General features: G+C 68.4%; 25 protein-coding genes and 1 tRNA gene. 16 read left to right on the top strand and 10 right to left on the bottom strand.

From position 1 onward, the window contains the following. Positions 1-47: 47 nt before the first annotated feature. Positions 48-530: a peptidase S1 gene (locus ACW172_RS07435; protein WP_492034543.1), complete on the bottom strand. Its 483-nt coding sequence runs from the start codon at positions 528-530 to the stop codon at positions 48-50. A 134-nt stretch (positions 531-664) separates the two neighbouring features. Beyond that, positions 665-740, bottom strand: a tRNA-Ala gene (locus tag ACW172_RS07430). Between the two features lie 202 nt (positions 741-942). Between ACW172_RS07430 and ACW172_RS07425 the strand changes: the two genes are divergently transcribed. From ACW172_RS07425 to ACW172_RS07365, 13 genes are all read left to right on the top strand, one after another. Then, the gene (locus ACW172_RS07425; protein ID WP_492034542.1) at positions 943-1,245 is read left to right on the top strand and encodes a YggT family protein; all 303 of its coding nucleotides are present in this window, start codon (positions 943-945) and stop codon (positions 1,243-1,245) included. 164 nt (positions 1,246-1,409) lie between these two features. Beyond that, positions 1,410-2,288 (top strand): 3-hydroxybutyryl-CoA dehydrogenase, encoded by an 879-nt coding sequence (locus tag ACW172_RS07420; RefSeq protein ID WP_492034541.1) that lies wholly within the window; start codon positions 1,410-1,412, stop codon positions 2,286-2,288. Further along, complete coding sequence (locus ACW172_RS07415; protein ID WP_492034540.1) at positions 2,285-2,860, top strand: phthalate transporter; 576 nt, start codon at positions 2,285-2,287, stop codon at positions 2,858-2,860. The genes ACW172_RS07420 and ACW172_RS07415 overlap by 4 nt, the downstream gene beginning before the upstream one ends. Before the next feature lie 99 nt (positions 2,861-2,959). Then, positions 2,960-4,210: a DUF418 domain-containing protein gene (locus tag ACW172_RS07410; protein WP_492034539.1), complete on the top strand. Its 1,251-nt coding sequence runs from the start codon at positions 2,960-2,962 to the stop codon at positions 4,208-4,210. Positions 4,211-4,258: 48 nt separating this feature from the next. Next, entirely contained in the window at positions 4,259-5,740 is a 1,482-nt protein-coding gene (gene hisS, locus ACW172_RS07405) for a histidine--tRNA ligase (RefSeq protein WP_492034538.1), read from the top strand. Between the two features lie 462 nt (positions 5,741-6,202). Beyond that, positions 6,203-7,255 carry a GTPase ObgE gene (obgE, locus tag ACW172_RS07400; RefSeq protein WP_492034537.1) on the top strand — a complete coding sequence of 351 codons (1,053 nt, stop codon included), beginning with the start codon at positions 6,203-6,205 and terminating at the stop codon, positions 7,253-7,255. 179 nt (positions 7,256-7,434) lie between these two features. Next, entirely contained in the window at positions 7,435-8,019 is a 585-nt protein-coding gene (locus tag ACW172_RS07395) for a nicotinate-nucleotide adenylyltransferase (protein WP_492034952.1), read from the top strand. Between the two features lie 134 nt (positions 8,020-8,153). Further along, entirely contained in the window at positions 8,154-8,582 is a 429-nt protein-coding gene (gene rsfS, locus ACW172_RS07390; protein WP_492034536.1) for a ribosome silencing factor, read from the top strand. 1 nt (position 8,583) lies between these two features. Further along, entirely contained in the window at positions 8,584-9,048 is a 465-nt protein-coding gene (rlmH, locus tag ACW172_RS07385; protein WP_492034535.1) for a 23S rRNA (pseudouridine(1915)-N(3))-methyltransferase RlmH, read from the top strand. Between the two features lie 27 nt (positions 9,049-9,075). Next, positions 9,076-10,164 carry a murein hydrolase activator EnvC family protein gene (locus ACW172_RS07380; protein ID WP_492034534.1) on the top strand — a complete coding sequence of 363 codons (1,089 nt, stop codon included), beginning with the start codon at positions 9,076-9,078 and terminating at the stop codon, positions 10,162-10,164. Between the two features lie 181 nt (positions 10,165-10,345). Next, positions 10,346-11,767 carry a S41 family peptidase gene (locus ACW172_RS07375; RefSeq protein WP_492034533.1) on the top strand — a complete coding sequence of 474 codons (1,422 nt, stop codon included), beginning with the start codon at positions 10,346-10,348 and terminating at the stop codon, positions 11,765-11,767. Between the two features lie 109 nt (positions 11,768-11,876). Continuing rightward, positions 11,877-13,091, top strand: coding sequence for a divergent polysaccharide deacetylase family protein (locus ACW172_RS07370; RefSeq protein WP_492034532.1), 1,215 nt, complete (start codon positions 11,877-11,879; stop codon positions 13,089-13,091). 106 nt (positions 13,092-13,197) lie between these two features. Further along, positions 13,198-13,689, top strand: coding sequence for an RNA pyrophosphohydrolase (locus ACW172_RS07365; RefSeq protein ID WP_492034531.1), 492 nt, complete (start codon positions 13,198-13,200; stop codon positions 13,687-13,689). Here ACW172_RS07365 and ACW172_RS07360 read toward each other — a convergent pair. From ACW172_RS07360 to ACW172_RS07325, 8 genes are all read right to left on the bottom strand, one after another. Beyond that, positions 13,686-14,294: a hypothetical protein gene (locus ACW172_RS07360; protein WP_492034530.1), complete on the bottom strand. Its 609-nt coding sequence runs from the start codon at positions 14,292-14,294 to the stop codon at positions 13,686-13,688. The genes ACW172_RS07365 and ACW172_RS07360 overlap by 4 nt on opposite strands. Before the next feature lie 27 nt (positions 14,295-14,321). Then, complete coding sequence (locus ACW172_RS07355) at positions 14,322-14,576, bottom strand: CBU_0592 family membrane protein (protein WP_492034529.1); 255 nt, start codon at positions 14,574-14,576, stop codon at positions 14,322-14,324. A 124-nt stretch (positions 14,577-14,700) separates the two neighbouring features. Beyond that, positions 14,701-15,708: a metallophosphoesterase gene (locus ACW172_RS07350; protein WP_492034528.1), complete on the bottom strand. Its 1,008-nt coding sequence runs from the start codon at positions 15,706-15,708 to the stop codon at positions 14,701-14,703. Positions 15,709-15,715: 7 nt separating this feature from the next. Next, positions 15,716-15,985, bottom strand: a complete 270-nt coding sequence (locus ACW172_RS07345) for an ATP synthase F1 subunit epsilon (RefSeq protein ID WP_492034527.1) — start codon at positions 15,983-15,985, stop codon at positions 15,716-15,718. Between the two features lie 3 nt (positions 15,986-15,988). Beyond that, complete coding sequence (gene atpD, locus ACW172_RS07340; protein ID WP_492034526.1) at positions 15,989-17,560, bottom strand: F0F1 ATP synthase subunit beta; 1,572 nt, start codon at positions 17,558-17,560, stop codon at positions 15,989-15,991. A gap of 41 nt (positions 17,561-17,601) precedes the next feature. Beyond that, entirely contained in the window at positions 17,602-18,492 is an 891-nt protein-coding gene (locus tag ACW172_RS07335; protein ID WP_492034525.1) for a F0F1 ATP synthase subunit gamma, read from the bottom strand. A gap of 34 nt (positions 18,493-18,526) precedes the next feature. After that, positions 18,527-20,062 carry a F0F1 ATP synthase subunit alpha gene (atpA, locus tag ACW172_RS07330; protein ID WP_492034524.1) on the bottom strand — a complete coding sequence of 512 codons (1,536 nt, stop codon included), beginning with the start codon at positions 20,060-20,062 and terminating at the stop codon, positions 18,527-18,529. 66 nt (positions 20,063-20,128) lie between these two features. After that, entirely contained in the window at positions 20,129-20,683 is a 555-nt protein-coding gene (locus ACW172_RS07325; RefSeq protein WP_492034523.1) for a F0F1 ATP synthase subunit delta, read from the bottom strand. Between the two features lie 278 nt (positions 20,684-20,961). Here ACW172_RS07325 and ACW172_RS07320 point away from each other — a divergent pair, with 278 nt between their 5' ends. From ACW172_RS07320 to ACW172_RS07310, 3 genes are read left to right on the top strand one after another with little or no spacing between them, the layout of a single operon-like run. Beyond that, positions 20,962-21,804, top strand: coding sequence for a TerC family protein (locus ACW172_RS07320; protein WP_492034522.1), 843 nt, complete (start codon positions 20,962-20,964; stop codon positions 21,802-21,804). Positions 21,805-21,811: 7 nt separating this feature from the next. Further along, positions 21,812-22,651: a glutaminyl-peptide cyclotransferase gene (locus ACW172_RS07315; protein ID WP_492034521.1), complete on the top strand. Its 840-nt coding sequence runs from the start codon at positions 21,812-21,814 to the stop codon at positions 22,649-22,651. 25 nt (positions 22,652-22,676) lie between these two features. Beyond that, a complete protein-coding gene (locus ACW172_RS07310; RefSeq protein WP_492034520.1) occupies positions 22,677-23,474 on the top strand; it encodes a tryptophan 2,3-dioxygenase in 798 nt (265 codons plus the stop codon). Positions 23,475-23,566 lie beyond the last annotated feature (92 nt).

Genomic DNA, 23,566 nt, shown 5'->3' with positions numbered 1-23,566 from the left:
GCCGCCCCGTCGCCGGGGCGGCCTTTTTGCCGTCTGACGATCGCGCCTCAGTGGGTCTCGGTGATCACCAGCTTGGCGTCGGCGCCGTCGCCCGTGCCGTAGCGGCCGATCCAGATGTCGTAGACGCCGCTGGGCGGATTGGCCCAGCGCAGGCCCGGATTGACGTTGCCGCCGTCACCGGCGCCGTCGTCGTTGCAGACCCAGTCGCCGTTGGGGTCATTGACCACAAGGGTGGTGTCGACGTCGGCATAGACCCACAGGTTCAGCGGGAAGCTGCCCGCGGTATAGTCCAGCCGGAAGTCCGGCGCCTCGCCCACCATGCCCACGCAGGCGCCCCCCAGATGGGAGGCGTCCTCGGTCCCGCCCGCGACGATGTCGACGCTGTGCGGATCCGGCTTGAACCCGGCCTTCAGGGTCACCGAACCGAACACCGGATCCAGCGAGGCGTCCTGGGCCAGGGCCGGGGCGGCGGCGAAGGTCGCGGCGCACAGGGCGGCCGCGAACGCGCCCCCGATCAGTCTTGCAGTCATGGTCGTCCCCCGAACAGCGGACCTCGAAACGGGTCCGGCGCGATCACGCTATCACGGATACGCGAACCGACGAAAGCACGCGTCCCTACCGCCCCGCAGGGCCGGACCGTCTGAACCGGAGGGAGAAAATCGCCTGGTGGAGCCGAGGGGAGTCGAACCCCTGACCTCGTCATTGCGAACGACGCGCTCTACCAACTGAGCTACGGCCCCCTTCTCAGGGTGCAGGCGAGGGCGGGACATACGGGGGGCGGGGGTCTGGTGTCAACGGGGATTGTAGAGCCCTCCGCGCGTGAGAGCCCGCCGGTGCGGCGCCCCGTGCGGCGTATGGCCGTTTGGCGCGGGGCCGGACCTCGGCTAGAAGGCCCAAAGCAAGGGTACGGCAATCCGTACCCGTCGTTTCAGGAGACCTCGCGTGGGTAGTGCGATCATCTGGCTGGTCAATGCCGTCATCTCCCTGATGGTCTGGGCCATCATCGGCACGGCCATCCTGAGCTGGCTGTTCGCCTTCGACGTGATCAACCACCGCAACCGGTTCGTGAACCAGCTGGCCGGCTTCCTCGACGCCGTGACCCGTCCGTTGCTGGAGCCGTTCCGCCGGATCATTCCGTCGCTGGGCGGAATCGATATCTCGCCGATCGTGGTCCTGCTGCTGCTCGAGTTCGCGCGGCGGATGTTCAACGCCCTGGCCGCGCCGTCGCTGCTGTTCCTGGGCTAGGAACGCGAGGCGTCGGTCGGGCTCATGCAGGAGGCGAAACCGTGTCCCCGGCGCCGCCTCGACCGCCGCTCTGTTGCTGCATTGCACGATTCCGTCCTTGCACCGTCCGGCGACCCTCTTAAGGTGCCGCCGTCTGGCCGAAGGCCGCTGAACACCACGACTTGATGAGCACGATCGGAACAGTCGCCGTCATCGGCGCCGGACAGATGGGCGTCGGGATTTCCCACGCCGTGGCCCTGGGCGGCTATTCCGTGCGGCTGTACGACATCGCCGAGGCGCGCCTGCCCGTCGCCATGGGCGAGATCGCCGCCAACCTGGCCCGTCAGGTCGGCAAGGGAAAGACCACCCAGGCCGAGGCCGACGCGGCCCTGGCGCGCATCACCACCACGACGTCCCTGGCCGAGGCGGGCTCCGCCGATCTGGTCATCGAGGTCGCGGTCGAGGACGAGGCGGTCAAGAAGGCGCTCTACGCCGAACTGGTCCCGCATCTGGCCCCGCATACGCTGCTGGCCTCCAACACCTCCTCCATCTCCATCACCCGACTGGCCTCGGCGACCGACCGCGCCGACCGCTTCATCGGCCTGCATTTCATGAAGCCGGCCCCGGTCATGGGTCTGGTCGAGATCATCCGCGGCATCGCCACCTCGGCATCGACCTATGAGACCGCCGTCGCCTTCGCCGAGAGCCTGGGCAAGACCACCACCAACGCCGAGGACTTCCCGGCCTTCATCGTCAACCGCATCCTGGTGCCGATGATGAACGAGGCGATCTTCACCCTGTACGAGGGCGTGGGCGACGTGGCCTCGATCGACAAGGCGCTGCGGCTCGGCGCCAACCATCCGATGGGCCCGCTGGAGCTGGCCGACTTCATGGGTCTGGACGTGGTCCTGGCCATCATGAACGTGCTGTACGACGGTCTGGCCGACTCGAAATACCGGCCCTGCCCGCTGCTGGTGAAATATGTCGAGGCCGGCTGGCTGGGCCGCAAGTCGGGCCGCGGCTTCTACGACTATTCCGGCCCCGCTCCGGTCCCGACGCGATGATCCCGACCTTCGAAAAGCCCGAGGACCTTCCCGGCCAGACCCGGGTCATGTGGCGGCGCACCCCGGGCTCGCGGGTGCTGGCCAGCCTCGCCGCCGTCTGCTGGCCGCCGCTGATCATCACCTTCTTCATCTGGCCGCCCAGCGGGCCACACTGGATCCCGGGCCGCGAGATGGACTGGCGGCTGCTGGTCCTGTTCATCGGCCTGATCGCCGCCCCGACCGGCCTGTGGCTGCTGGGCCGCGAGCGCGAGCGCACCGGCCGCCCGGCCTCGCGTCTGGGCGTCATCTGGCGCTTCATGCTGTACGGCGGCCTGCTCGGCGCGGCGCTGGCGGTGCTTTTCGCCCTGATCCAGATCCTGATCGGCGCCATCTCCTCGGGCAATGTCATGCAGGCGCTCGGCTCGACCGAGACCATCCTGCTGATCTACGGCGTCGGCGGCCTGCCGGTCTCGATCCTGGTCGGCGTCAGCTATGCGCTGTGGGCCGGATTCTGCGCCGCCTTCCTCGCCTTCCAGCCGGCGCCCGAGAAGGTCCGCGACCGTCTGGGCCTGATGCGCGACGACAACCCCTAGACGGCTTTCGGCGGGTCTGAGGCCCCGGGCGTATTGTCAATCGACCGCCGTTCGGCGTCTTATGGCCAAGGTTCGTCAGCCGGACCGGGGGACATCGCCATGACAGACGCCGCAGCGGCCATCGCGCCGGAGGTTCAACCTGCCCTCAAGACGGGGCCGGTCAGCCGGGCCGACCGGATCGAGACGCTGGACATCCTGCGCGGCTTCGCGGTGCTGGGCATTCTGGCCGTCAACGCCATCGCCTTCGCCTGGCCGGCGATGATGGACGCCGGCTCGATGGCCGCGCCCTACAAGATGGACACGGCCAATACCTGGGCCGTCTGGGTCGTCGAGGTCCTGTTGCACAACAAGTGCCGGACCCTGTTCTCCATGCTGTTCGGGGTTTCGATCTTCCTCGTCGGCGGCGAGCGCAGCGACAAGGCAAGGGGCGCGATCCTCAGGCGGCGCCTGCTGGTGCTGGCCATCTTCGGACTGATCCACGGCCTGGCCCTGTGGTTCGGCGACATCCTTCTGCTCTACGCCTGGTCGGGCGTCTTCATGATGCTGTGCCGGTCGTGGTCGCCGAAACGCCTGTTGTGGAGCGGGATCGGGCTGGTCGCCGCCTTCACCCTGCTGGAGCTGGGCGGCAACGTCTTCTCCTCGCTCCAGCCCTATGACGCCGCCAAGGCCGGGCCGGAGATCGCCAAACAGCTCGCCGAGACGCTGAAGACCGTCGCGGCCGTCCGCTCCGGCTGGGCGGGCGCCATGTTCGAGAATCTGAAGATGTGGGCCCTCGTTCAGGGGATGAGCGTCGCGGTCTTCGTCTTCCCGACCGTGGGGCTGATGATGATCGGCCTGGGCCTGTTCAAGACCGGCTATCTGGCCGGACGCTCTTCGGCCTGGGTCTATGGGCTGATGGTCGTGGTCGGGATCGCCATCACCGCCATGTTCGGCTGGTACAACTGGCTGGACCTGCTGCCCGGCCATGCCCCGGCGGAGGTCTATATTCCCCGGTCGATCGGCGACGCCCTCGCCCCCTTCTGCACCCTGGCCTATGTCGGCCTGCTGGTGCTGATGACGCGATACGGTCTGGGCTGGCTGACGCGCAGGCTGGCGCCGGTCGGGAAGATGGCCTTCACCAACTACCTGACCCAGACGATGATCATGACGTCGCTCTTCTACATGCCTTGGGGGCCGCTGCTGTACGGCAAGGTCGAGCCGGCGCCCCTGTGGGGGATCGTCGGAGCGATCTGGCTGCTGCAGCTGATCTGGTCCCCGCTGTGGCTGTCGGTGTTCGAGATGGGTCCGCTGGAGTGGGTGTGGCGGTGTCTGACCTATGGGCGGATGGTGCCGCTGTTGAAGCAGCGCTAGGCCTTCAAAACATTGCCGGGCGGGGCTGCATGGCTTAATCGCCCGGCCATGACCGACACGCCTGACAATACCCCCGCCCGCCCCGAAGCCCGCAGCCCGCGCGGCTTTGGCGACAAGCGCGGCCGCGACCTGATCGCCGAGCGCCGCATCGTGGCGAAGGTGTCCGAGGTCTATGAGCGCTGGGGCTTCGAGCCGCTGGAGACCCCGGCCTTCGAATACGTCGATGCGCTCGGCAAATTCCTGCCCGATACCGACCGTCCGAACGAGGGCGTGCTGGCGCTGCAGGACGACGACGACCAGTGGATGGCGTTGCGCTACGACCTGACGGCGCCCCTGGCCCGGTTCGCCGCCCAGAACTGGGAGACCCTGCCCAAGCCCTTCCGCCGCTACGCCTTCGGCCCCGTCTGGCGCAACGAGAAGCCCGGCCCCGGCCGCTTCCGCGAGTTCTGGCAGTGCGATGCCGACACCGTGGGCTCGGACCGGCCCGAGGCCGACGCCGAGATCATCGCCATGGCCTGTGCGGGCCTGAGGGCGGCGGGTCTGGCCGAGGGTCAGGCGGTGATCCGCGTCTCCAACCGCAAACTGTTCGACGGCCTGTTCGACGCCGGGGGGGTAACCGACCCGGTCCAGCGCCTGACGGCGCTTCGCGCCGTCGACAAGTTCGACCGTCTGGGCTGGGAAGGCGTCTCGGCCCTGCTCGGCGAGGGCCGGCTGGACGAGAGCGGCGACTATACCAAGGGGGCGAAACTGCCGCTGGGCGTCGCCGCCACCATCGAGGCCTTCCTCGCTTCCGCGGGCGACACCGCCCTGTCGCGCGCCGAGACGCTGCAAGCCGTGGCCCGCGCCGGCGGTCTGGGCGCCGCCGGTGAGGCCGCGCTCGAGGAGTTGGCCGGAATCGACGCGGCCCTGAAGGCCATGGGTGTGGATCAGGCGTCAGTGAAGTTCGACCCGACCATCGTGCGCGGTCTGGAATATTACACCGGCGCCGTCTTCGAGGCCGAACTGCTGCTGGAGACGAAGGACGACAAGGGCCGGCCGATGCGCTTCGGCTCGATCGGCGGCGGCGGCCGCTATGACGATCTGGTCGCCCGCTTCACCGGCCAGTCGACCCCGGCGACGGGCTTCTCCTTCGGGGTGTCGCGTCTCGCTTCAGCTTTGAAAGCCGCCGGACGCGAGGACGGCTCGGTGCGCGGGCCGGTCGTGGTCATCGTCTTCTCCCAGGACGACATGCAGTCCTACCTCGACGCCGTCTCCGAGCTGCGCAACGCGGGCATACCCGCCGAGCTCTACCTCGGTCGGGCCGGGATGAAGGCCCAGATGAAATACGCCGACCGACGCAACTCTCCGGCCGTCGTCCTGCTGGGCGGGGACGAGATCGCCGCCGGTCAGGTGACCATCAAGGACCTCGACGCCGGACGCGCCCTGGCCGCGGGCGTGGCCGACAACGAAGCCTGGAAGGCCGCTCGGCCGGGCCAGATGACGGTGGCCAGAACCGAGCTGGTGCAAACCCTTCGCGGCATTATCGAATAAGCTTCGATAAAATCCGCCTTCCCGGATGACTTATCGACGATCACTCATAAAAGTTTCGATTTTTGCGTGACGGTTCATTGACGCCGACCGGGCATCCGGGTCATTTGACCTCACTCGAACGGCGCAACGCGGAAGCACCGCTGCCGGTCGGAGGCGTTTCGGGGAGGAAACGTCCGCTCCACAGAGAGCGTGAAAGCCCGCTGCGATGTATCCCCCGCAGCGGGCTTTTTCACGTCTGGAGTTCTGGTTCGTCCGCTACAGCCCGGCCCGGGAGGCCTCGCTGCTCGAGCGGGTTTCTGGGCGCGTAGTCGCCGGCGATGTGGTCGCTCCATGCCCAAGAGAGGCCTTGGCGCGAACGGAATCATCACGCGCCTGTAATTCGCCGCTCTCTTCGACTATAAGCCCGGCGCTCAAGCAGCGAGCGACCGCGTCGCGAGCGATAGCGCCCCCAAAAAGTCCTCCATGAAATTTCTCGACCAGGCCAAGATCTACATCCGTTCCGGCAACGGCGGCGGCGGTTCCGTTTCCTTCCGGCGTGAGAAATTCATCCCGAACGGCGGCCCCGACGGCGGCGACGGCGGCAATGGCGGCAGCGTCTGGATCGAGGCGGTCGAGGGGCTGAACACCCTGATCGACTATCGCTACAAACAGCATTTCAAGGCCGGCACCGGCCACCACGGCCAGGGCCGCCAGATGCACGGCGGCAAGGGCGACGACGTGATCCTCAAGGTTCCCGTCGGCACCCAGGTGCTGGGCGAGGACAAGGAGACGGTGGTTCTGGACCTGACCGAGGTCGGCCAGAGCGAATGCCTGCTGCGCGGCGGCAACGGCGGCTGGGGCAATGTCCGCTTCAAGGGCCCGCAGAACCAGGCGCCGCGCTTCGCCAATCCGGGCCAGGAAGGCCAGGAGATGTGGATCTGGCTGCGGCTGAAGCTGATCGCCGACATCGGTCTGGCGGGCCTGCCCAACGCCGGCAAATCGACCTTCCTCGCCGCCGCCTCGGCCGCCCGGCCCAAGATCGCCGACTATCCGTTCACGACCCTGGCCCCCAACCTCGGCATGGTCGACCTGTCGCCGGGCGAGCGCTTCGTCATCGCCGACATTCCGGGCCTGATCGAGGGCGCCAGCGAGGGCGCGGGCCTCGGCACGCGCTTCCTCGGCCACGTCGAACGCTCGGCCTCCCTGATCCATCTGATCGACGGGACCCAGGAAGACGTCGCGGCCGCCTATGAGATCATCCGGGGCGAACTGGACGCCTATGGAGAGGGTCTGGCCGACAAGACCGAGATCCTGGCCCTGAACAAGATCGACGCCCTGTCGCCGGAAGAGCGCGAAGAGAAGGCCGCGGCGCTGGAAGCCGTCGCCGGACGCCGGCCGATGCTGGTCTCGGGCGTCTCGGGCGAGGGCGTGCCCGAACTGCTGCGCGCCGCCTGGGCCGAGGTCCGCAAGAACCGCGGCGAGATCGACGAGGACGGCGACGAACGCCTGCAGTCGGCCGAGGCCTGGCGTCCCTGATAAGACACGCCGGGGGTCAAACGATACGCGACACAGGCGTAACGCCGTGATAGCGCAGCCTTGAGCATAAGCCTGTCAGAGCCCTCCCCGCCTTGTCCTTCTTCCACGCCGGTCCCGCGCCCCGGATCTCCGGGCCCCGTCACGGGGCGCTGAGGGATGGGCTGGCCCTGACCCCGGGGATGCGCGTCGGCCTGTTCGGCGGCTCGTTCAACCCGGCCCACGACGGCCACGCCCATGTCGCCGAGACGGCCATGGCCCGGCTGGGGCTGGAGCGGGTGATCTGGCTGGTCTCGCCGCAGAACCCCCTGAAGGGCCGTCAGGAGACGGCGCCGCTGGAAGGCCGCATGGCCTCGGCCCGCGCCTTCGCCAAGGGCCCCGGCATGATCGTCTCCGACGTCGAGACCCGCATCGGCACGGCCTGGACGGTCGACACCCTGCGGGCCCTGAAGGCGCGCCATCCGGGCGTGCATTTCGTCTGGCTGATGGGTTCGGACAACCTGGCCAGCTTCCATCGCTGGAGGGGCTGGACCGACATCATGCGGCTGATGCCCATGGCGGTCATCGCCCGGCCCGGCTCCCTGCTGGAAAGCCGCTCGGCGCCGGCCGCGCGGCGGTTCGCCGGCTATCGGGTGTCCGAGACCGAGGCGCGCCGCCTGCCCGACATGGCCGCCCCCGCCTGGACCTATCTGACCGCGCCGCTGAACCTCAGTTCCTCCACGGCCTTGCGCGCCAAGGCCAAGCTGGTCACGACCGAATCGACCTGATTCGCCGGAGTCGGGTGACCTCGGGGCCGGTCTGTGCTAGAGACCCTCTTTAGTCACCGCCCTGGAGCCCTCCGCTGACCCCCTCGCCCGCGTACGATACGCAAGACGAAGCCGTTTCCAACACGGCCCATGAGATGGACGATTTCGAGCCCATCCATTCCGAAGACGGCGACGAGTCTACGGGGTTTGACGGTCCGCGCGCGGCCCTGCCGGCCGGCTCCACGCCGCTGGAAACCGCGCTGCTGGCCAAGCTGGACGACGACAAGGCTCTGGACATCGTTCTGATCGACCTGAAGGGCAAGTCGCCCATGGCCGACACCATGATCGTGGCCTCGGGCCGATCGCACCGCCACGTCGGCGCCCTGGCCGACCACCTGCTGCGCACCCTCAAGGACCACGGCCTGGGCAAGGCCAAGGTCGAGGGCCTGCCGCACTGCGACTGGGTCCTGATCGATTCCGGCGATGTGATCATCCACCTGTTCCGGCCGGAAGTGCGGATGTTCTACAACATCGAGAAGATCTGGGCCGTCGACAGCGCCCACCGCACGCAAGCCTCCGCCTGATTTGAAACTCGCCATCGCGGCCATCGGCAAGCCGGGGCGTGGGCCCGAGGCCGCGCTGGCGGACGACTATGCCCGGCGCGCCACCCTCGCGGGGCGGGCGCTGGGCCTCGGTCCGCTGGAACTGGTCGACCTCGACCCGAAGAAGACCGGCAAAGGCCCCGAGGCCGAGCTGCTGCTGGCGGCGGCCGAGGGCGCGCATCTGATCGCCTGTGACGAGCGCGGCAGGACCTATTCCAGCCGCGCCTTCGCCGACCATATCGCCGGCCTGCGCGACCGGGGCGAGCGCAAGCTGGTCTTCGTCATCGGCGGAGCCGACGGGCTCGATAAATCCGTGCTCGAGGCCGCCGGATCGACCCTGGCCTTCGGGCCCCAGACCTGGCCCCACGCCCTGGCCCGCGCCATGCTGGCCGAACAGCTCTATCGGGCCGTGACGATTCTGGCCGGATCACCCTATCATCGCGACTGATCCGCCTCCTGAAGGTCGCCTGAAGTCTTGAAACGCCTTTTCCTCCTCGGCTGCGCCTTCGCGCTGGCGGCGACGCCGGCGGCGAGCCTGCGCGCGCGGCAGGAAAACAGCGAGCTGGCGGGGCTCCAGTCCGAATACCGCGACGAACAGGTCAGGGCCCGGCGCCTCAGGGCTGACGCCGCCGACGCGGCGGCCGAGATCGTCAATCTGGACCGCCAGCTGGCCTCCCTGCGTCAGGCCGAGACCCACGACGACATCCAGATGGCCGCCCAGCGGGCCCGGCTGAACGAGTTGAGCCAGAGGGAATCCGTCCTGCTGGTCGCGCTCGCCAAGGACCGGGGTCAGCAGGCGCGGCTGCTCTCGGCCTTGCAGATGATGAGCCGCGATCCGCCGCCGCCCCTGCTGATCCCCGCCGACAAGGCCGTGGATACGGTCCGCGCCGCCATCCTGATCCGCGCCATGACCCCTGAACTGCAACGCCGGACCCAGGCCCTGGTCGATCGCCAGGGCGAGATCGCCCGCATTCGCCGCCTCGCCGTCCTGTCCAGCGAGCAGCTGATGACCACCGAGAGCGCGCAAGGGGACCGGCGCGGCGAGATCGAGAGCCTGTCGGCGAGGAAGGCCGCGCTGGTCGCCGTCCTCAAGGCCGACGCCGAGCGGTCCGAACGCGCCGCGAAGGTGCTGGAGGCCCGCATCCGCAGTCTGGGCGGCGAGATTCCGCCCCTGTCCGCCGCCGAGGCCGACGCCGAGACCGTGGTCACCCGCCTGCCGGGCGGCCGGTCGCGCCTGACCCCGCCGACGCCGGGCGTGCCTGACACCACCTTCGGCCGCGGCTCTTCCGGCTGGCGCTGGCGTACCGGCGCCCGCGCCGTCGCCGCCCCCGCCAACGCCGTGGTCGACTACGCCGGGCCGCTGAGCGGCTGGGGTCAGGTGGTCATCCTCGACCTCGGCCCCGGCTGGCGCGCGGTGATCGCGGGGCTGGACACCGTTTCGGTCTCCGCCGGCGGGCGGGTGGCGGACGGCCAGACGCTCGGCCGCGCGGCCGAGGACGGCGAGGTCTATTTCGAACTGCGCCGCGACGAGCGCCCGGTCGATCCCGCGCCCTGGCTCAGGTGACCCGTTCGGCGATCGCGAAAGCGCTTTCCATCCGCCCCCGACGCTGATTTTATCCGCCACAGCCGTCGGCGCCACGATTTCGTCGTGACTTCGGCGCTCCTGACCCTGATACCGGACGCGTGAAGGCTTCGGCCCAAGGCCCTGGACTCGAAGCCTCTGAGACGACCGCGAAAGAGACCGAATGCGTAAACTGCTCCTCGCCGGCGGCGCCGTGCTGGCCCTGGGCCTGAGCGGCATGACCGTCGCCACCCAGACGCCCCGGAACGAGACCTTCCGGATGCTGCAGCTGTTCGGTGACGTCCTGGCCGTGGTCGAGCAGGCCTATGTCGTCCCGGTCGACAACAAGAAGCTGATCGAGGCGGCGCTGGCGGGCATGATGTCGGCGCTGGATCCCCACTCCAACTATCTGTCGCCCGATGGATACGGCGACCTGCAGGAGCGCACCTCGGGCGAATATTCGGGCGTCGGCCTGACCATCACGGCCGAGGGCGGTCTGGTGAAGGTCATCTCGCCGATGGACAACTCCCCCGCCAGCCGCGCCGGCATCCAGGCGGGCGACGTCATCTCGGCCATCGACGGCCAGAACGCCGCCGGCCTGACGGTGTCGGAAGTCTCCAACAAGCTGCGCGGCGCCATGGGCACCTCGGTCAACGTCACCCTGCTGCGCGACGGCGAGGAGGCCCGCGAGGTCACCCTCGTCCGCGAGGTCATCAAGGTCGAATCCGTCACCGGCCGTCTGGAAGGCGACTTCGGCTATATCCGCATCTCGACCTTCAACGAGAACACCGGCCGCGAGCTGACCCAGGTCATCACCCGGCTGAAGGCCGAGAAGCCCGGCATCAAGGGCTTCGTCCTCGACCTGCGCAACAACGGCGGCGGTCTGCTGACGGCGGCCATCGACGTCTCCGACGCCTTCCTCGAGCGCGGCGAGATCGTCAGCCAGCGCGGCCGCAAGCCCGACCAGATCGACCGCTACGCCGCCAAGCCCGGCGACCTGACCAACGGCCTGCCGCTGGTGGTCCTGATCAACTACGGCTCGGCCTCGGCGTCCGAGATCGTGGCCGGCGCCCTGAAGGATCAGGAGCGGGCGACGATGGTCGGCCTGACCAGCTTCGGCAAGGGCTCGGTCCAGACCGTCATCCCGCTGAACCAGGGCAAGGACGGCGCCCTGTCGATCACCACGGCGCGCTACTACACCCCGTCCGGCCGCTCGATCCAGAAGATCGGCATCGAGCCCGATCTGGAGGTCGCCCGTTCGGAGGCCGAGGGCCGGATCGTCTCGCGCTCCAGCTTCATCTATTCCGAGGCCGCCTACGCCACGGCCCTGGACGCCTCCATCGGCGCCGAGCGCAAGGGCGCCCATACCCCGCACGAAGCCCCGGGTCCCGACTTCGACAAGACCAAGGACTATCAGCTGGAGCGGGCGCTGGACGTGCTACGCGCCGGCGGCGACCTGTCGAAGCTGTCCGCGGCCCCGGCCGGGATCGTGGTCGATGGCGGCAAGGCGGAAACGGCGGCGAACGACGATGCGCCCGCGACACCGGAAGCAAAGCCGGAGACCGCTCCCGAGCCGACCCCGACGCCGCAGCAGCGCCGCCGGTAAGCCTGGTTCTTGGTGAATGCGGCGTTAGGCTTTCTTAACCGCCACACGCCAGACTGACGTTTGAGAAGGATCGCCCGTCGCGGTCCCTGACCGAGCGTCCAGTCGTCGTATGTTCGCCAAGAGAGAATCCGCCCTCGCCGCTGCCGCCGGAGCCGCTCCGCAGAGCAAACTGCCGCGCCTGAGCCTGGCCCCGGTCATCGACGCCCTGAAGCGGCCGCCCGTCGCCGTGGGCGCCGCGGGCTTCCTGCTGCTCGGAACCGTGGCCCTGTTCCTGACGGTGCTCGGCGATCCGCGCGCCGGCACGCCGTCGGCCCGCGCCGTCCTGCACCGTGACGCTCACGCCCCCGCCGCCGGGCCCGAGGCCCCCACGGGGATGGAGGCCTTCGGCATGGGCGGCGACTGGGCCGCATGGCAGACCCTGGGCGATCCAAACGCCGATCCCGCCTCCGGCGCCGCCGGGGGCGACGCCCTGATCACCCTGCCCGACGGCGCCACTGTCGCCGGCGGCGGCGGAGCCATCTCCGCGCCCAAACAGGCGCCCCAGCCCCTGACCGCCGCCCCCATCGCGGGCCTGAGCCAGCCGGGCCCCAACGGGCCGCTGCCGACCATCGCCGCCGACGGCCGCGTCCCGGCCCAGGCCTATGCCCGGCCCTTCCGCCCCAACGGCAAGCCGCGCGTCGCCCTGATCGTCGGCGGCCTCGGCCTCAACGCCGTCACAACCCGCGCCGCCATCGAGCGTCTGCCGGCCGAGGTGACCCTGAGCTTCGTCCCCTATGCCGACGGCCTGCAGGGCTGGATCGATTTGGCCCGGGCCCAGGGCCATGAGGTGATGATCGAGATTCCGATGGAGCCCTCGGGCTATCCCGACAACGACCCGGGTCCGCAAACCCTGCTGGCCAACGCCACGCCCGACGACATCACGGCTCGCATGGCCTGGCTGCTGGGCCGCGCCACCGGCTATTTCGCGGTGACCAACTATCTGGGCGACCGGTTCGTGGCCTCGGACAACGGCATGTCGTCCTTCCTCAGCTATCTGCGCCAGCACGGCGTCGCCTTCATCGACGACGGCTCGGCGCGCAGGAAGCCGGGCGCCTGGGCGCGCGCCAGCGCCGATTCCATCATTGACGAGACCCAGAGCCCGGCCTTCATCGTCGGCCGCCTGAACGCGCTCGAGGCCCGCGCCAAGGCCACCGGCGCGGCTCTGGGCACCGGCTTCAGCTATCCGGTCACCGTCGAGGCCGCCGCCCGCTGGACCGCCGGTCTGGACGCACGCGGCCTGCAGCTGGCCCCGGCGTCGGCGATGACGCAAAGGCCGGGTCGCTGACGCGACCGGGCTTTGCTCTTTTGTTGGCCTACGGCGCGTAGCGCTACTTGAGGCCGAGGGGCCCCATGCTCTGGCCTATCGGGTTGGCCTTGGGTAAGGGCGGAGGATGACCTCCGCACCCGACCTCTCCCTCTACCGCCCCAACGTCGGCGTCGTGCTGTTCAATGCCGGGGGCAAGGTCTGGTATGGCCGTCGTCACGCGACGGAAGGCCCCCACAACTGGCAATTTCCGCAAGGGGGCGTGGACAAGGGCGAGGACGTCGCCGCGGCCGCCCTGCGCGAGTTGCAGGAAGAGACCGGGGTCACCTCGGTCGAACTTCTGGGCCGCACGGAAGGCGAGATCCTCTACGACTTTCCCGCCGAACTGATGGCCCAACACCTGCGCGAGAAGCGCAAGCCCTGGAACGGCCAGCGCCAGACCTGGTTCGCCTTCCGCTTCACCGGCGACGAGGCCGAGATCGACCTGAACCAGCACGAGGAGGTCGAGTTCGACGCCTGGCGCTGGGGCGACCTCTCGGAAGCCTGCGACCTGATCGTGCCGTTCAAGCGCGCCGCCTATGAACAGGTGGTCGCCGCGTTCGCGAAATACGCGGCCTAGGTCGCCTGCCCGGACGCGGGGCAGAAGGACGGGCGCAGACCCTGGGCCCGCAGCACATTGGCCACGAAGGCGTTCCGACGGCCTGAGGTCCGGCGCAGCAGGGCGATGAAATACGGCCGGTTGGCCTCGGGCGTGCACCAGGCGGTGCGTTCCGCCTTTCCATTGTCCACCGGCTCCGGGGCAGCCGGAGCGAAGGCGGCCCGGGCCTGCATCATCTCGATGGCCGCCGCGTTCAGCCCGTCCGGATCGCCGCCCTCCACCCCGACGGAGCAGCCCCCGCCGGGCAGGGCCACGACATAGACGTGGGAGTAGGAGGCCAGCCGCCAGGCCGCAGTGGCGGTGGACGAACCGGTCGAGCGCGGATTGACCGGGACCAGATAGCGCTGCCGGGCAAGCTCTTCGAGCGACCGTCCCTCCAGCACGGACGGGAGGCAGACCTCGTCGAAGGCGACCTTGAGCGCGGCCGTCGGCGAGGTCAGGGCGCTGAAGGGCGCGGGCCCACGCTCCTGACGGGGCGAGGCGGGAGAGGCCGGGGGCGCGGCCTGGGCGGCGAGCGCCGCCGCGACCAGCAAGGCCGCGGATTGCATGAAACCGATCATCGGCATGGCCCCTCTCCCTCGACGCGAGGAAGCCTAATGCTTCAACTTGTGGAACGCCAGCCGCGCCAGCCCCGCCACGGCCACCAGGGCCCAGGCGCCCTCCATCAGGGCCGCCGACAGGTTGAAGTCGACCGACAGGGACCAGAGGATCAGCAGGGCGCCGATCAGGTTCAGCGTCAGGGCCGGCCACTGCTTCGGATCCAGCTTCCCGGCCGTAGCGCCCGCATAGGCGATCAGGATCAGCAAGACGCCGCCGACGCCGGCGATATCGATAAGGGTCAAGGCCATGACGGCCCTCCTTGCACAGGAGCCGGGCCGTCCCGGGCTTCACGCCGATGTCTGACCGGCGGCGGGGACGTGGCCCCATGCAGGCCAGTCTAGAACCCCGAACCGCCTGTTCAAGCCGTGTTGGTCAGTTTGGCGAGACTGGCGGTTGGCTCGCGCCGGCATTGGTCGATTTGGCGACCGGATTTGGCGATGCTTTCAGGGTCAGGATGACGATCTCGGGCGGGGCGCCGATCCGCATCGGCACGACCGAGGTTCCCAGACCGCCGGTGACGAAGAGGTCGCGTCCGGCGACCCTGTAGGCGCCGCAGGGCCACAGGGCGGCGCCCGGCGAGGCGCTGAACGGACGGCCGATCAGCGGCAGGTCGATCTGGCCGCAGTGGCTGTGGCCCGCCACGGTCAGGGCGACGCGCTGAGGCGTTTCGGCGAAGGGATCGGGCCAGTGGCTCATCAGGATGACGGGACGGCCCTCAGGCGCTGCGGACAGGGCCTCCTGGACCGAGGTCTGGAGCAGGCGAGACCGCATGTCGGCGACCCCGGCCAGGGTGAAGGCTCCGCCCGACCGCGCGACGGCGACGGAGCGGTTCTGGAGCAGAGGAATCCCGGCGGCCTCGAAGGCGCGCGCCAGGACGGCCTCATCGAACCAGCTGTCATGATTGCCCAGCACCGCCCAGGTCCCCAGCGGACTGTGGAGCGCCCGGAAGGCCGCGACACCCGCCAGGACGGCCTCACGGTCCGCCGGGGTCCTGCGCTTCGCCGCCAGATCCCCGCCCGCATAGTCGCCGAGCAGGAGGACGATATCGGGTTGTTCGGCGTTCATCCGGGCGATGACGCGCCGCAGCCTGGCCAGGTCCATGTGCGGCGACCCGACATGAGTGTCGGACATCAGGCCCAGACGCAGGGGCGGACCCGTCCAGGTCTCGCTCTCGATGGCGACCTCGCGGACCCGCAGGGTCTCGGGCTCGATGAAGACGGCCCAGACGCCCGCCGTCCACGGCGCAAGCGCCAGAATGCACAAAGCCGCCGTCAGGCGGGGCCTGCGGCGGCTTGTGCGCCGGGCGAACCCGGCAATCAGGAAAAGGCATCCGAGCGCCAGCGCCCCGAGGAACCAGACGAGGCCGTTCGGCGCCGTCATGCCTGCATCAGGCGGCGGTCACTTCCGAGGCCTGTTCGGCCAGGATGGTCAGGCCGGCCGGGGTCACGTCGGCGAAGCCGCCGTGGACCTCGAACACGCGACGGGCCGAGCCGTCGAACACCGTGACCACGCCCTCGCGCAGGGCGGTCATGAAGGGGGCGTGGTCGGGCAGGACGCCGAAGTCGCCCTCGACGCCCGGCGCGTCGACCTGATCCACGAGGCCCGAGAAGACCTCGCGTTCAGGCGCGACCAGCGAGAACTGCAGCTTGCCCGCCATGGATCAGGCCGCCTCGGCGGCCAGTTTGGCGGCCTTCTCGACGGCTTCCTCGATGGCGCCGACCATGTAGAAGGCGGCTTCCGGCAGGTGGTCGTATTCGCCGGCGACGATGCCCTTGAACGAGCGGATCGTGTCTTCCAGCGAGACGAACTTGCCGTCGGCGCCGGTGAACTGCTCGGCGACGAAGAACGGCTGCGACAGGAAGCGCGAGATCTTGCGGGCGCGCGAGACGACCAGCTTGTCGTCTTCCGACAGCTCGTCCATGCCCAGGATGGCGATGATGTCCTTCAGGGCCTTGTATTGCTGCAGGACTTCCTGAACCGAGCGGGCGACGTTGTAGTGCTCTTCGCCGATGACCAGCGGGTCCATGATCCGCGAGGACGAGTCCAGCGGGTCGACGGCCGGGAAGATGGCCTGGGCGGCGATGTCGCGCGACAGAACCGTACGGGCGTCAAGGTGGGCGAACGAGGCGGCCGGGGCCGGGTCGGTCAGGTCGTCGGCGGGAACGTAGATGGCCTGGATCGAGGTGATCGAGCCCTTCTTGGTCGAGGTGATGCGTTCCTGCAGGTTGCCCATCTCGGTCGCCAGGGTCGGCTGATAGCCCACCGCCGACGGGATACGGCCCAGCAGGGCGGACATTTCCGAACCGGCTTGCGTGAAGCGGAAGATGTTGTCGACGAACAGCAGCACGTCCTTGCCTTCCTCGTCGCGGAAGTACTCGGCCTGGGCCAGGCCGGTCAGGGCGACGCGGGCGCGGGCGCCGGGCGGCTCGTTCATCTGGCCGTAGACGAGGGCGCACTTGGAGCCTTCGGTCGAGCCGTCGTTCTTGGTCGGGTCCACGTTCACGTTGGACTCGATCATCTCGTGATACAGGTCGTTGCCTTCACGGGTGCGCTCACCCACGCCGGCCAGAACGGAGTAACCGCCGTAGGCCTTCGCGATGTTGTTGATGAGCTCCTGCATGGTCACGGTCTTGCCGACGCCGGCGCCGCCGAACAGGCCGGTCTTGCCGCCCTTGGTGTAGGGGCACATCAGGTCGATGACCTTGATGCCCGTGACCAGGATTTCCGACGAGGTCGACTGCTCTTCGAACGAAGGCGCCTCGCGGTGGATCGGGCGGTACATGGTGGTCTTGATCGGGCCCTGTTCGTCGATCGGCGCGCCGACGACGTTCATGATGCGGCCGAGCGTGCCCGGGCCGACCGGCGCCAGGATGGACGAACCCGTGTCGGTCACCGGCTGGCCGCGCGTCAGGCCTTCCGAGGTGTCCATGGCGATGGTGCGGACCATGTTCTCACCCAGGTGCTGGGCGACTTCCAGAACCAGGGTGAAGGGCTCGCCCGTCTTCTGGTCAACGTTCTGGGTGTGCAGGGCGTTCAGGATCGCCGGCAGCTGGCCGGTGAACTCGACGTCGACGACGGCGCCGATGACCTGGGCGATCTTGCCCGTGCCGGCGGCGGTCACAGCCTTGGCGGCGGCCGGAGCCTTTTTGGCCACGGGAGCCTTGGCGGCGGCGGGAGCCTTCGAAGCGGCAGGCTTCCTGGCGGCGGGTTTCTTGGCGACGGTGTCGGTCATCGGTGCGGTCCGTTTATCGTGTGTCTGTCAGGATCGGAGGATCAGAGCGCTTCCGCGCCGGCGATGATCTCGATCAGTTCGGTGGTGATCTGGGCCTGGCGCTTGCGGTTGTACTGCAGCGTCAGCGAGTTGATGAGGTCGCCCGCGTTGCGCGTGGCGTTGTCCATCGCGGCCATCTGGGCCCCGAAGAAGCTGGCCTGGTTCTCGTACAGCGCCGCCAGCACCTGGGTCGTGATGTTGCGCGGCAGGACGACGTCGAGGATTTCCTCTTCCGAGGGCTCGTACTCGTAGACCGCGCCATTCAGGTTGATCGGAGCGGCCCCCGCCGCTTCTGGGCCGTCGACGACCGCCGGGATCAGCTGTTTCGGCGTCGGCACCTGCGAGATGGCCGACTGGAAGCGGCTGTAGAACAGGGTCACGACGTCGGCGTGGCCGGCCTCGAACTCCTGGGCGATCAGGGCGGCGATCGGCTCAGCCGCGGCCATGCCGATGACCTTGTGGTCCGACAGTTCGAAGGTCTGGATCAGCTTGTCGCCGTACAGGCGCGACAGGCCGTCACGAACCTTGCGGCCCACGGCGACGATGCGAACGTCCTTGCCCGAGGCGATCAGGCTGTTGATCCGTTCCTTGGCGGCGCGGATGACGTTGGTGTTGAAACCGCCCGCCAGCCCCTTGTCGCCCGTGGCCACGACCACGAGGTGCTTCTTGTCCGAACCCGTGCCGGCCAGCAGCTTCGGCGCGCCGTCGCCGGAGACGCCCGCCGCCAGATTGGCGATGACGGCAGCCATCTTGCGAGCGTAGGGACGCGCGCTTTCGGCCTGGTCCTGGGCGCGTTTCAGCTTGGCCGCGGCGACCATGTTCAGGGCTTTCGTGATCTTCTGCGTGGACTTCACGCTGTCGATCCGATTGCGCATTTCCTTGAGGCTGGCCATCGGGCGCTACTCTTTCAGCTTCCGGTGATCAGGCTTAGGCGAAGGTTTTGACGAAGGCTTCCAGCACCGACTTCAGCTCGGTTTCGAGCTCGGCGGTGAGGTCCTTCTTGGCGCGGATGCCGTCCAGCAGCGAGGCGTTCGACGAGTGGATGCGGGCCAGGAGCTCGCTCTCGAAACGGCCGATGTCGGCGACAGCGATACCGTCGAGATAGCCACGCGTACCGGCGTAGACCGAGACGACCTGCTCTTCCATGGTCAGCGGCGAGTACTGGGGCTGCTTGAGCAGTTCCGTCAGGCGCGCGCCGCGGGCCAGCAGCTTCTGGGTCGAGGCGTCCAGGTCCGAACCGAACTTGGCGAAGGCGGCCATTTCCCGATACTGGGCCAGCTCGCCCTTGATCGAGCCCGCAACCTTCTTCATCGCCTTGGTCTGGGCCGAGGAGCCCACGCGCGACACCGAGATGCCGACGTTCACGGCCGGGCGGATGCCCTGGTAGAACAGGTCGGATTCCAGGAAGATCTGGCCGTCGGTGATCGAGATCACGTTCGTCGGGATATAGGCCGAAACGTCGTTGGCCTGGGTCTCGATGATCGGCAGGGCGGTCATCGAGCCCGAACCGTAGTCGCCGTTCAGCTTGGCCGAACGCTCCAGCAGGCGCGAGTGCAGGTAGAAGACGTCGCCCGGATAGGCTTCACGGCCGGGCGGACGGCGCAGCAGCAGCGACATCTGGCGATAGGCCACGGCCTGCTTGGACAGGTCATCATAGACGATCAGGGCGTGCATGCCGTTGTCGCGGAAGAACTCGCCCATGGCGGTGCCGGCGAACGGGGCCAGGAACTGCAGCGGGGCCGGCTCCGAGGCCGTGGCGGCGACGACGATGGTGTAGTCCAGGGCGCCGCGCTCTTCGAGCGTCTTGACGATCTGGGCGACGGTGGAGCGCTTCTGACCGATGGCGACGTAGATGCAGTAGAGCTTGTCGCCTTCCGACGCCGCGGCGGCGTTGGTCGACTTCTGGTTCAGGATGGTGTCGACGGCGACGGCGGTCTTGCCGACCTGACGGTCGCCGATGACCAGCTCGCGCTGGCCGCGGCCGACGGGGATCAGGGTGTCGATGGCCTTCAGGCCGGTCTGCATCGGCTCGTGCACCGACTTGCGGGGAATGATGCCCGGGGCCTTGACGTCCACGCGGCGGCGCTCGGTGAAGGTGATCGGGCCCTTGCCGTCGATCGGCTCGCCCAGCGGGTTGACGACGCGGCCCAGCAGGCCCTTGCCGACCGGCACGTCCACGATCTCGCCGAGGCGGCGGACTTCGTCGCCTTCAGCGATGGCGGCGTCGGCGCCGAAGATAACCGCGCCCACGTTGTCGCGCTCGAGGTTCAGGGCCATGCCCTTCACGCCGGCCTTCGGGAACTCGATCATCTCGCCGGCCTGGACGTTGTCCAGACCGTGGATGCGGGCGATGCCGTCGCCGACCGACAGCACGCTGCCGACGTCGGACACGTCCGCTTCAACGCCGAAGGAGGCGATCTGCGACTTGAGGATGGCCGAAATCTCGGCGGCGCGGATGTCCATTTGGATCTCTCTGTCTTCGTCTTCAGGTCGGGCCGTGAGGCCCGCTACATTCTTGTTGGCGCGCGCTTACGCACGCTTGAGGGCGAACTTCATCTGGTCGAGCTTGGTTTTCAGCGAGGCGTCGAACAGCGTCGAGCCGACCTTCACCTTCAGACCGCCCAGGATCGACGGATCGACCCGGGTGGTGATTTCGGGGTTCTTGCCCAGGGCCGTCGTCAGGGCCGAGGTGATGGTCTTCAGCTGGGCGGCGCTCAGGGCCTGGGTCGAGACGACCTCGGCGGCGACGACGCCGGTGTGCTTCGAGTACAGGGTCTCGAAGCTGGTGATGACGGAGCCCAGATCGCGGGCCCGGCCGTTCTGGGCCAGCAGGCCGAGGAAATTCTTCGTGGTGGTCTCGAACTTCGCCTTCACGGCGATGGCGGCGAGGCCCTTGCCCTGGTCTTCGGCCGAAATCACCGGCGAGGTGGCGAGGCGGCGCAGGTCGGCGCTCTCGATCCAGGCGGCCTTCAGCGACTTGAGATCGGCGCGCACGGCGTCGAGCTTCTTCGTCTCAAGCGCGAGGTCAAACAGCGCCTGTGCGTAGCGTTCGCCGACTTCCGTCGTCCTGAAATCGTCTGCCAAGGTGTCGTACCCGTTCGGTCAAGCTTTTGTGGTCGCGACCGGCGGGGGGTGTCCACGCCGGCCAAGGGCCTGTAATGCTTAAGGAAAGCACGCACAGGGCCGTTTCGTCTGAAACGCCCCTATGAAGCCGGGCGCCTGATAGCATGGGGTTTTCCCGCTCGCAACAAGTCGTGATCGAGCCTTGACGCAACCGCGCGAGCGACAATCCGACGCGGCATCAGGATGACGGGATTGCGAAGTCCTGCATTATCTAGGCGGCCACGCTTTCAAGGACCCCCATGCTAGACGCCATCGTCCCCCTGCTGACCGATCCCGCCGCCTGGCTGGCGCTGACAACCCTCATCGTGATGGAGGTGGTGCTGGGGATCGACAACCTGGTCTTCATCTCCATCCTGTCGAACAAACTGCCGCCCGAGCAGAGGCAGAAGGTGCGCCGGCTGGGCATCGGCCTGGCCCTGATCATGCGGCTGGGTCTGCTGGCCACCATCGGCTGGATCGTCGGCCTGACTGCCCCGGTGTTCGACCTGGGCTTCCATGGCCCGCTGAACAGCCACGGCGAGCCGTCGTTCGACACCACCTTCAGCTGGCGCGACCTGATCCTGATCGCCGGCGGGCTGTTCCTGCTGTGGAAGGCGACCAAGGAGATCCACCACACGGTCGACCCGACCCCAAGCCATGACGTCCTCGACAAGAAGGCGGTCGTCATCAACAACGCCGGCGCCGCCATCGTCCAGATCATCCTGCTGGACCTGGTCTTCTCGGTCGATTCCATCCTGACCGCCGTCGGCATGACCGATCACGTGCCGATCATGATGGTCGCCGTGGTCGTCGCCGTGACCGTGATGCTGCTGGCCTCGGATCCGCTGGCCAACTTCATCGACAAGAACCCGACCGTGGTCATGCTGGCCTTGGGCTTCCTCTTGATGATCGGCGCCGTCCTGATCGCCGACGGCTTCGGCGTCCATGTGCCCAAGGGCTATATCTACGCCGCCATGGCCTTCTCGGCCCTGGTCGAGGGGCTGAACATGGCGGGCCGCGCCGCCGGGCAGAAGAAGCAGGCGGCGATCGACGCGAAACAGGCCGAATTGAACGCGCGCGAAACGGCGGGGCCCGGGGTATAGGCGAAGGATGCGCCGCATCCTTTCCGCCCTTCTGCTGCTCCTCGGCGCCTGCGCCGCGCCCCTCGCCTCGACAGGGGTCGCCTCGGCCCAGACTCCGGCGGCCGCCGCTGCGGCGGCCGCGGTTCCGGTTCTGGGCTATGAGGTGGTGCGCACCTTCCCCCATGCGACCGACGCCTTCACCGAGGGCCTCTTCTATCGCGGCGACGACGAACTGGTCGAAAGCACGGGCCGCTTCCCGTCCGACATCCGCATCGTCCGCCTGTCCACGGGCGAGGTCCTGAAGAAGCGGGAGCTGGACACCGCCTATTTCGGCGAGGGGATCGTCCAGGTCGGCGACCGGCTGATCAGCCTGACCTGGCGCAACCGGATCGGCTTCATCTGGAACGCGGCCGACCTGACCCCGATGGGCCTGTTCAGCTACACCGGCGAAGGCTGGGCTCTGACCAGGGACGACCACCGCATCATCATGAGCGACGGCACCCCGGTGCTGCGCTTCCTCGACCCCGAGACCCTGGCCGTGACCGGCCGGCTGACCGTCACCGCTGCGGGCGTTCCGGTCGACCAGCTGAATGAGCTGGAATGGGTCGCCGACGCCGGAGCCCCGGGCGGCGGCTACATCTACGCCAACATCTGGCAGACCGACCGCATCGCCCGCATCGATCCGACCGACGGCCATGTCGTGGCCTGGATCGACCTGACCGGCCTGTTTCCGGCCTCCGAGCGCAAGGACGTCAACGACGACGTGCTGAACGGCATCGCCTGGGACGCCGCCGGCAAGAGGCTGTTCGTCACAGGCAAGAACTGGCCGCAGCTGTTCGAGATCCGGATCAAACAGGATCGACCCTAGGCCGCGATCGCCTTATCGAACGTGCATGACCGACGCTTCGAACATGACCTATGCCCGCTACCTCGGGCTCGACCGGCTGCTGTCGGCGCAGGATCCGATCTCGGACCAGCACGACGAGATGCTGTTCGTCATCATCCACCAGACCAAGGAGCTGTGGCTCAAGCAGATCCTGCACGAGGTCGCCCTGGCCCAGTCGATGGTGCGCAACGGCGATCTGGTCCCGGCCTACAAGTCGCTGGCGCGGGTCAGCCGCATCCAGTCGGTGATGACCCAGAGCTGGGACATCCTGGCGACCATGACCCCGGCCGACTATCTGCGTTTCCGCGATGTGCTGGGCTCCAGCTCGGGCTTCCAGAGCGACCAGTTCCGCCGCTTCGAGGCCATGCTGGGGCTCAAGGACGCCCGCTTCCTGGCCTTCCAGGAGGACCGGCCCGAGGCCCATGCGGCGCTCAAGGCCGCGATCGCGGCGCCCAGCCTCTATGACGACGCCCTGGCCCAGCTGGCGCGCGCGGGCCTGCCGGTGCCCGAGGCGGTCCTGAACCGCGACGTCAGCCAGCCGTATCAGCCGTCCGAAGCCGTCGAGGCGGCCTGGCTGGAGGTCTATCGCGACACCGACCGCTGGTGGGCCCAGTACCAGCTGGCCGAGAAGCTGGTCGATCTGGACGACGCCCTTCTGACCTGGCGGCACAAGCATGTGGTGACCATCGAGCGGATCATCGGCCGGCGTCGGGGCACGGGCGGAACCGAGGGCGCGGCCTATCTGATGGCGACGCTGGAGAAGCGCTGCTTCCCCGAACTGTGGTCGCTCCGGACCAAGCTGTAAGCACGAAGCTGTGATGGGGTTCTGACGTCACGGTGATCGGCTGGTCGCAATCGCGCCGCAACCCGGGCGGAGCGTGGGCCGTTCTAGAGGTC

It is taken from the genome of Brevundimonas sp. ALps5, assembly GCF_058681645.1.
This window is presented reverse-complemented; position numbering and strand designations above follow the sequence as displayed.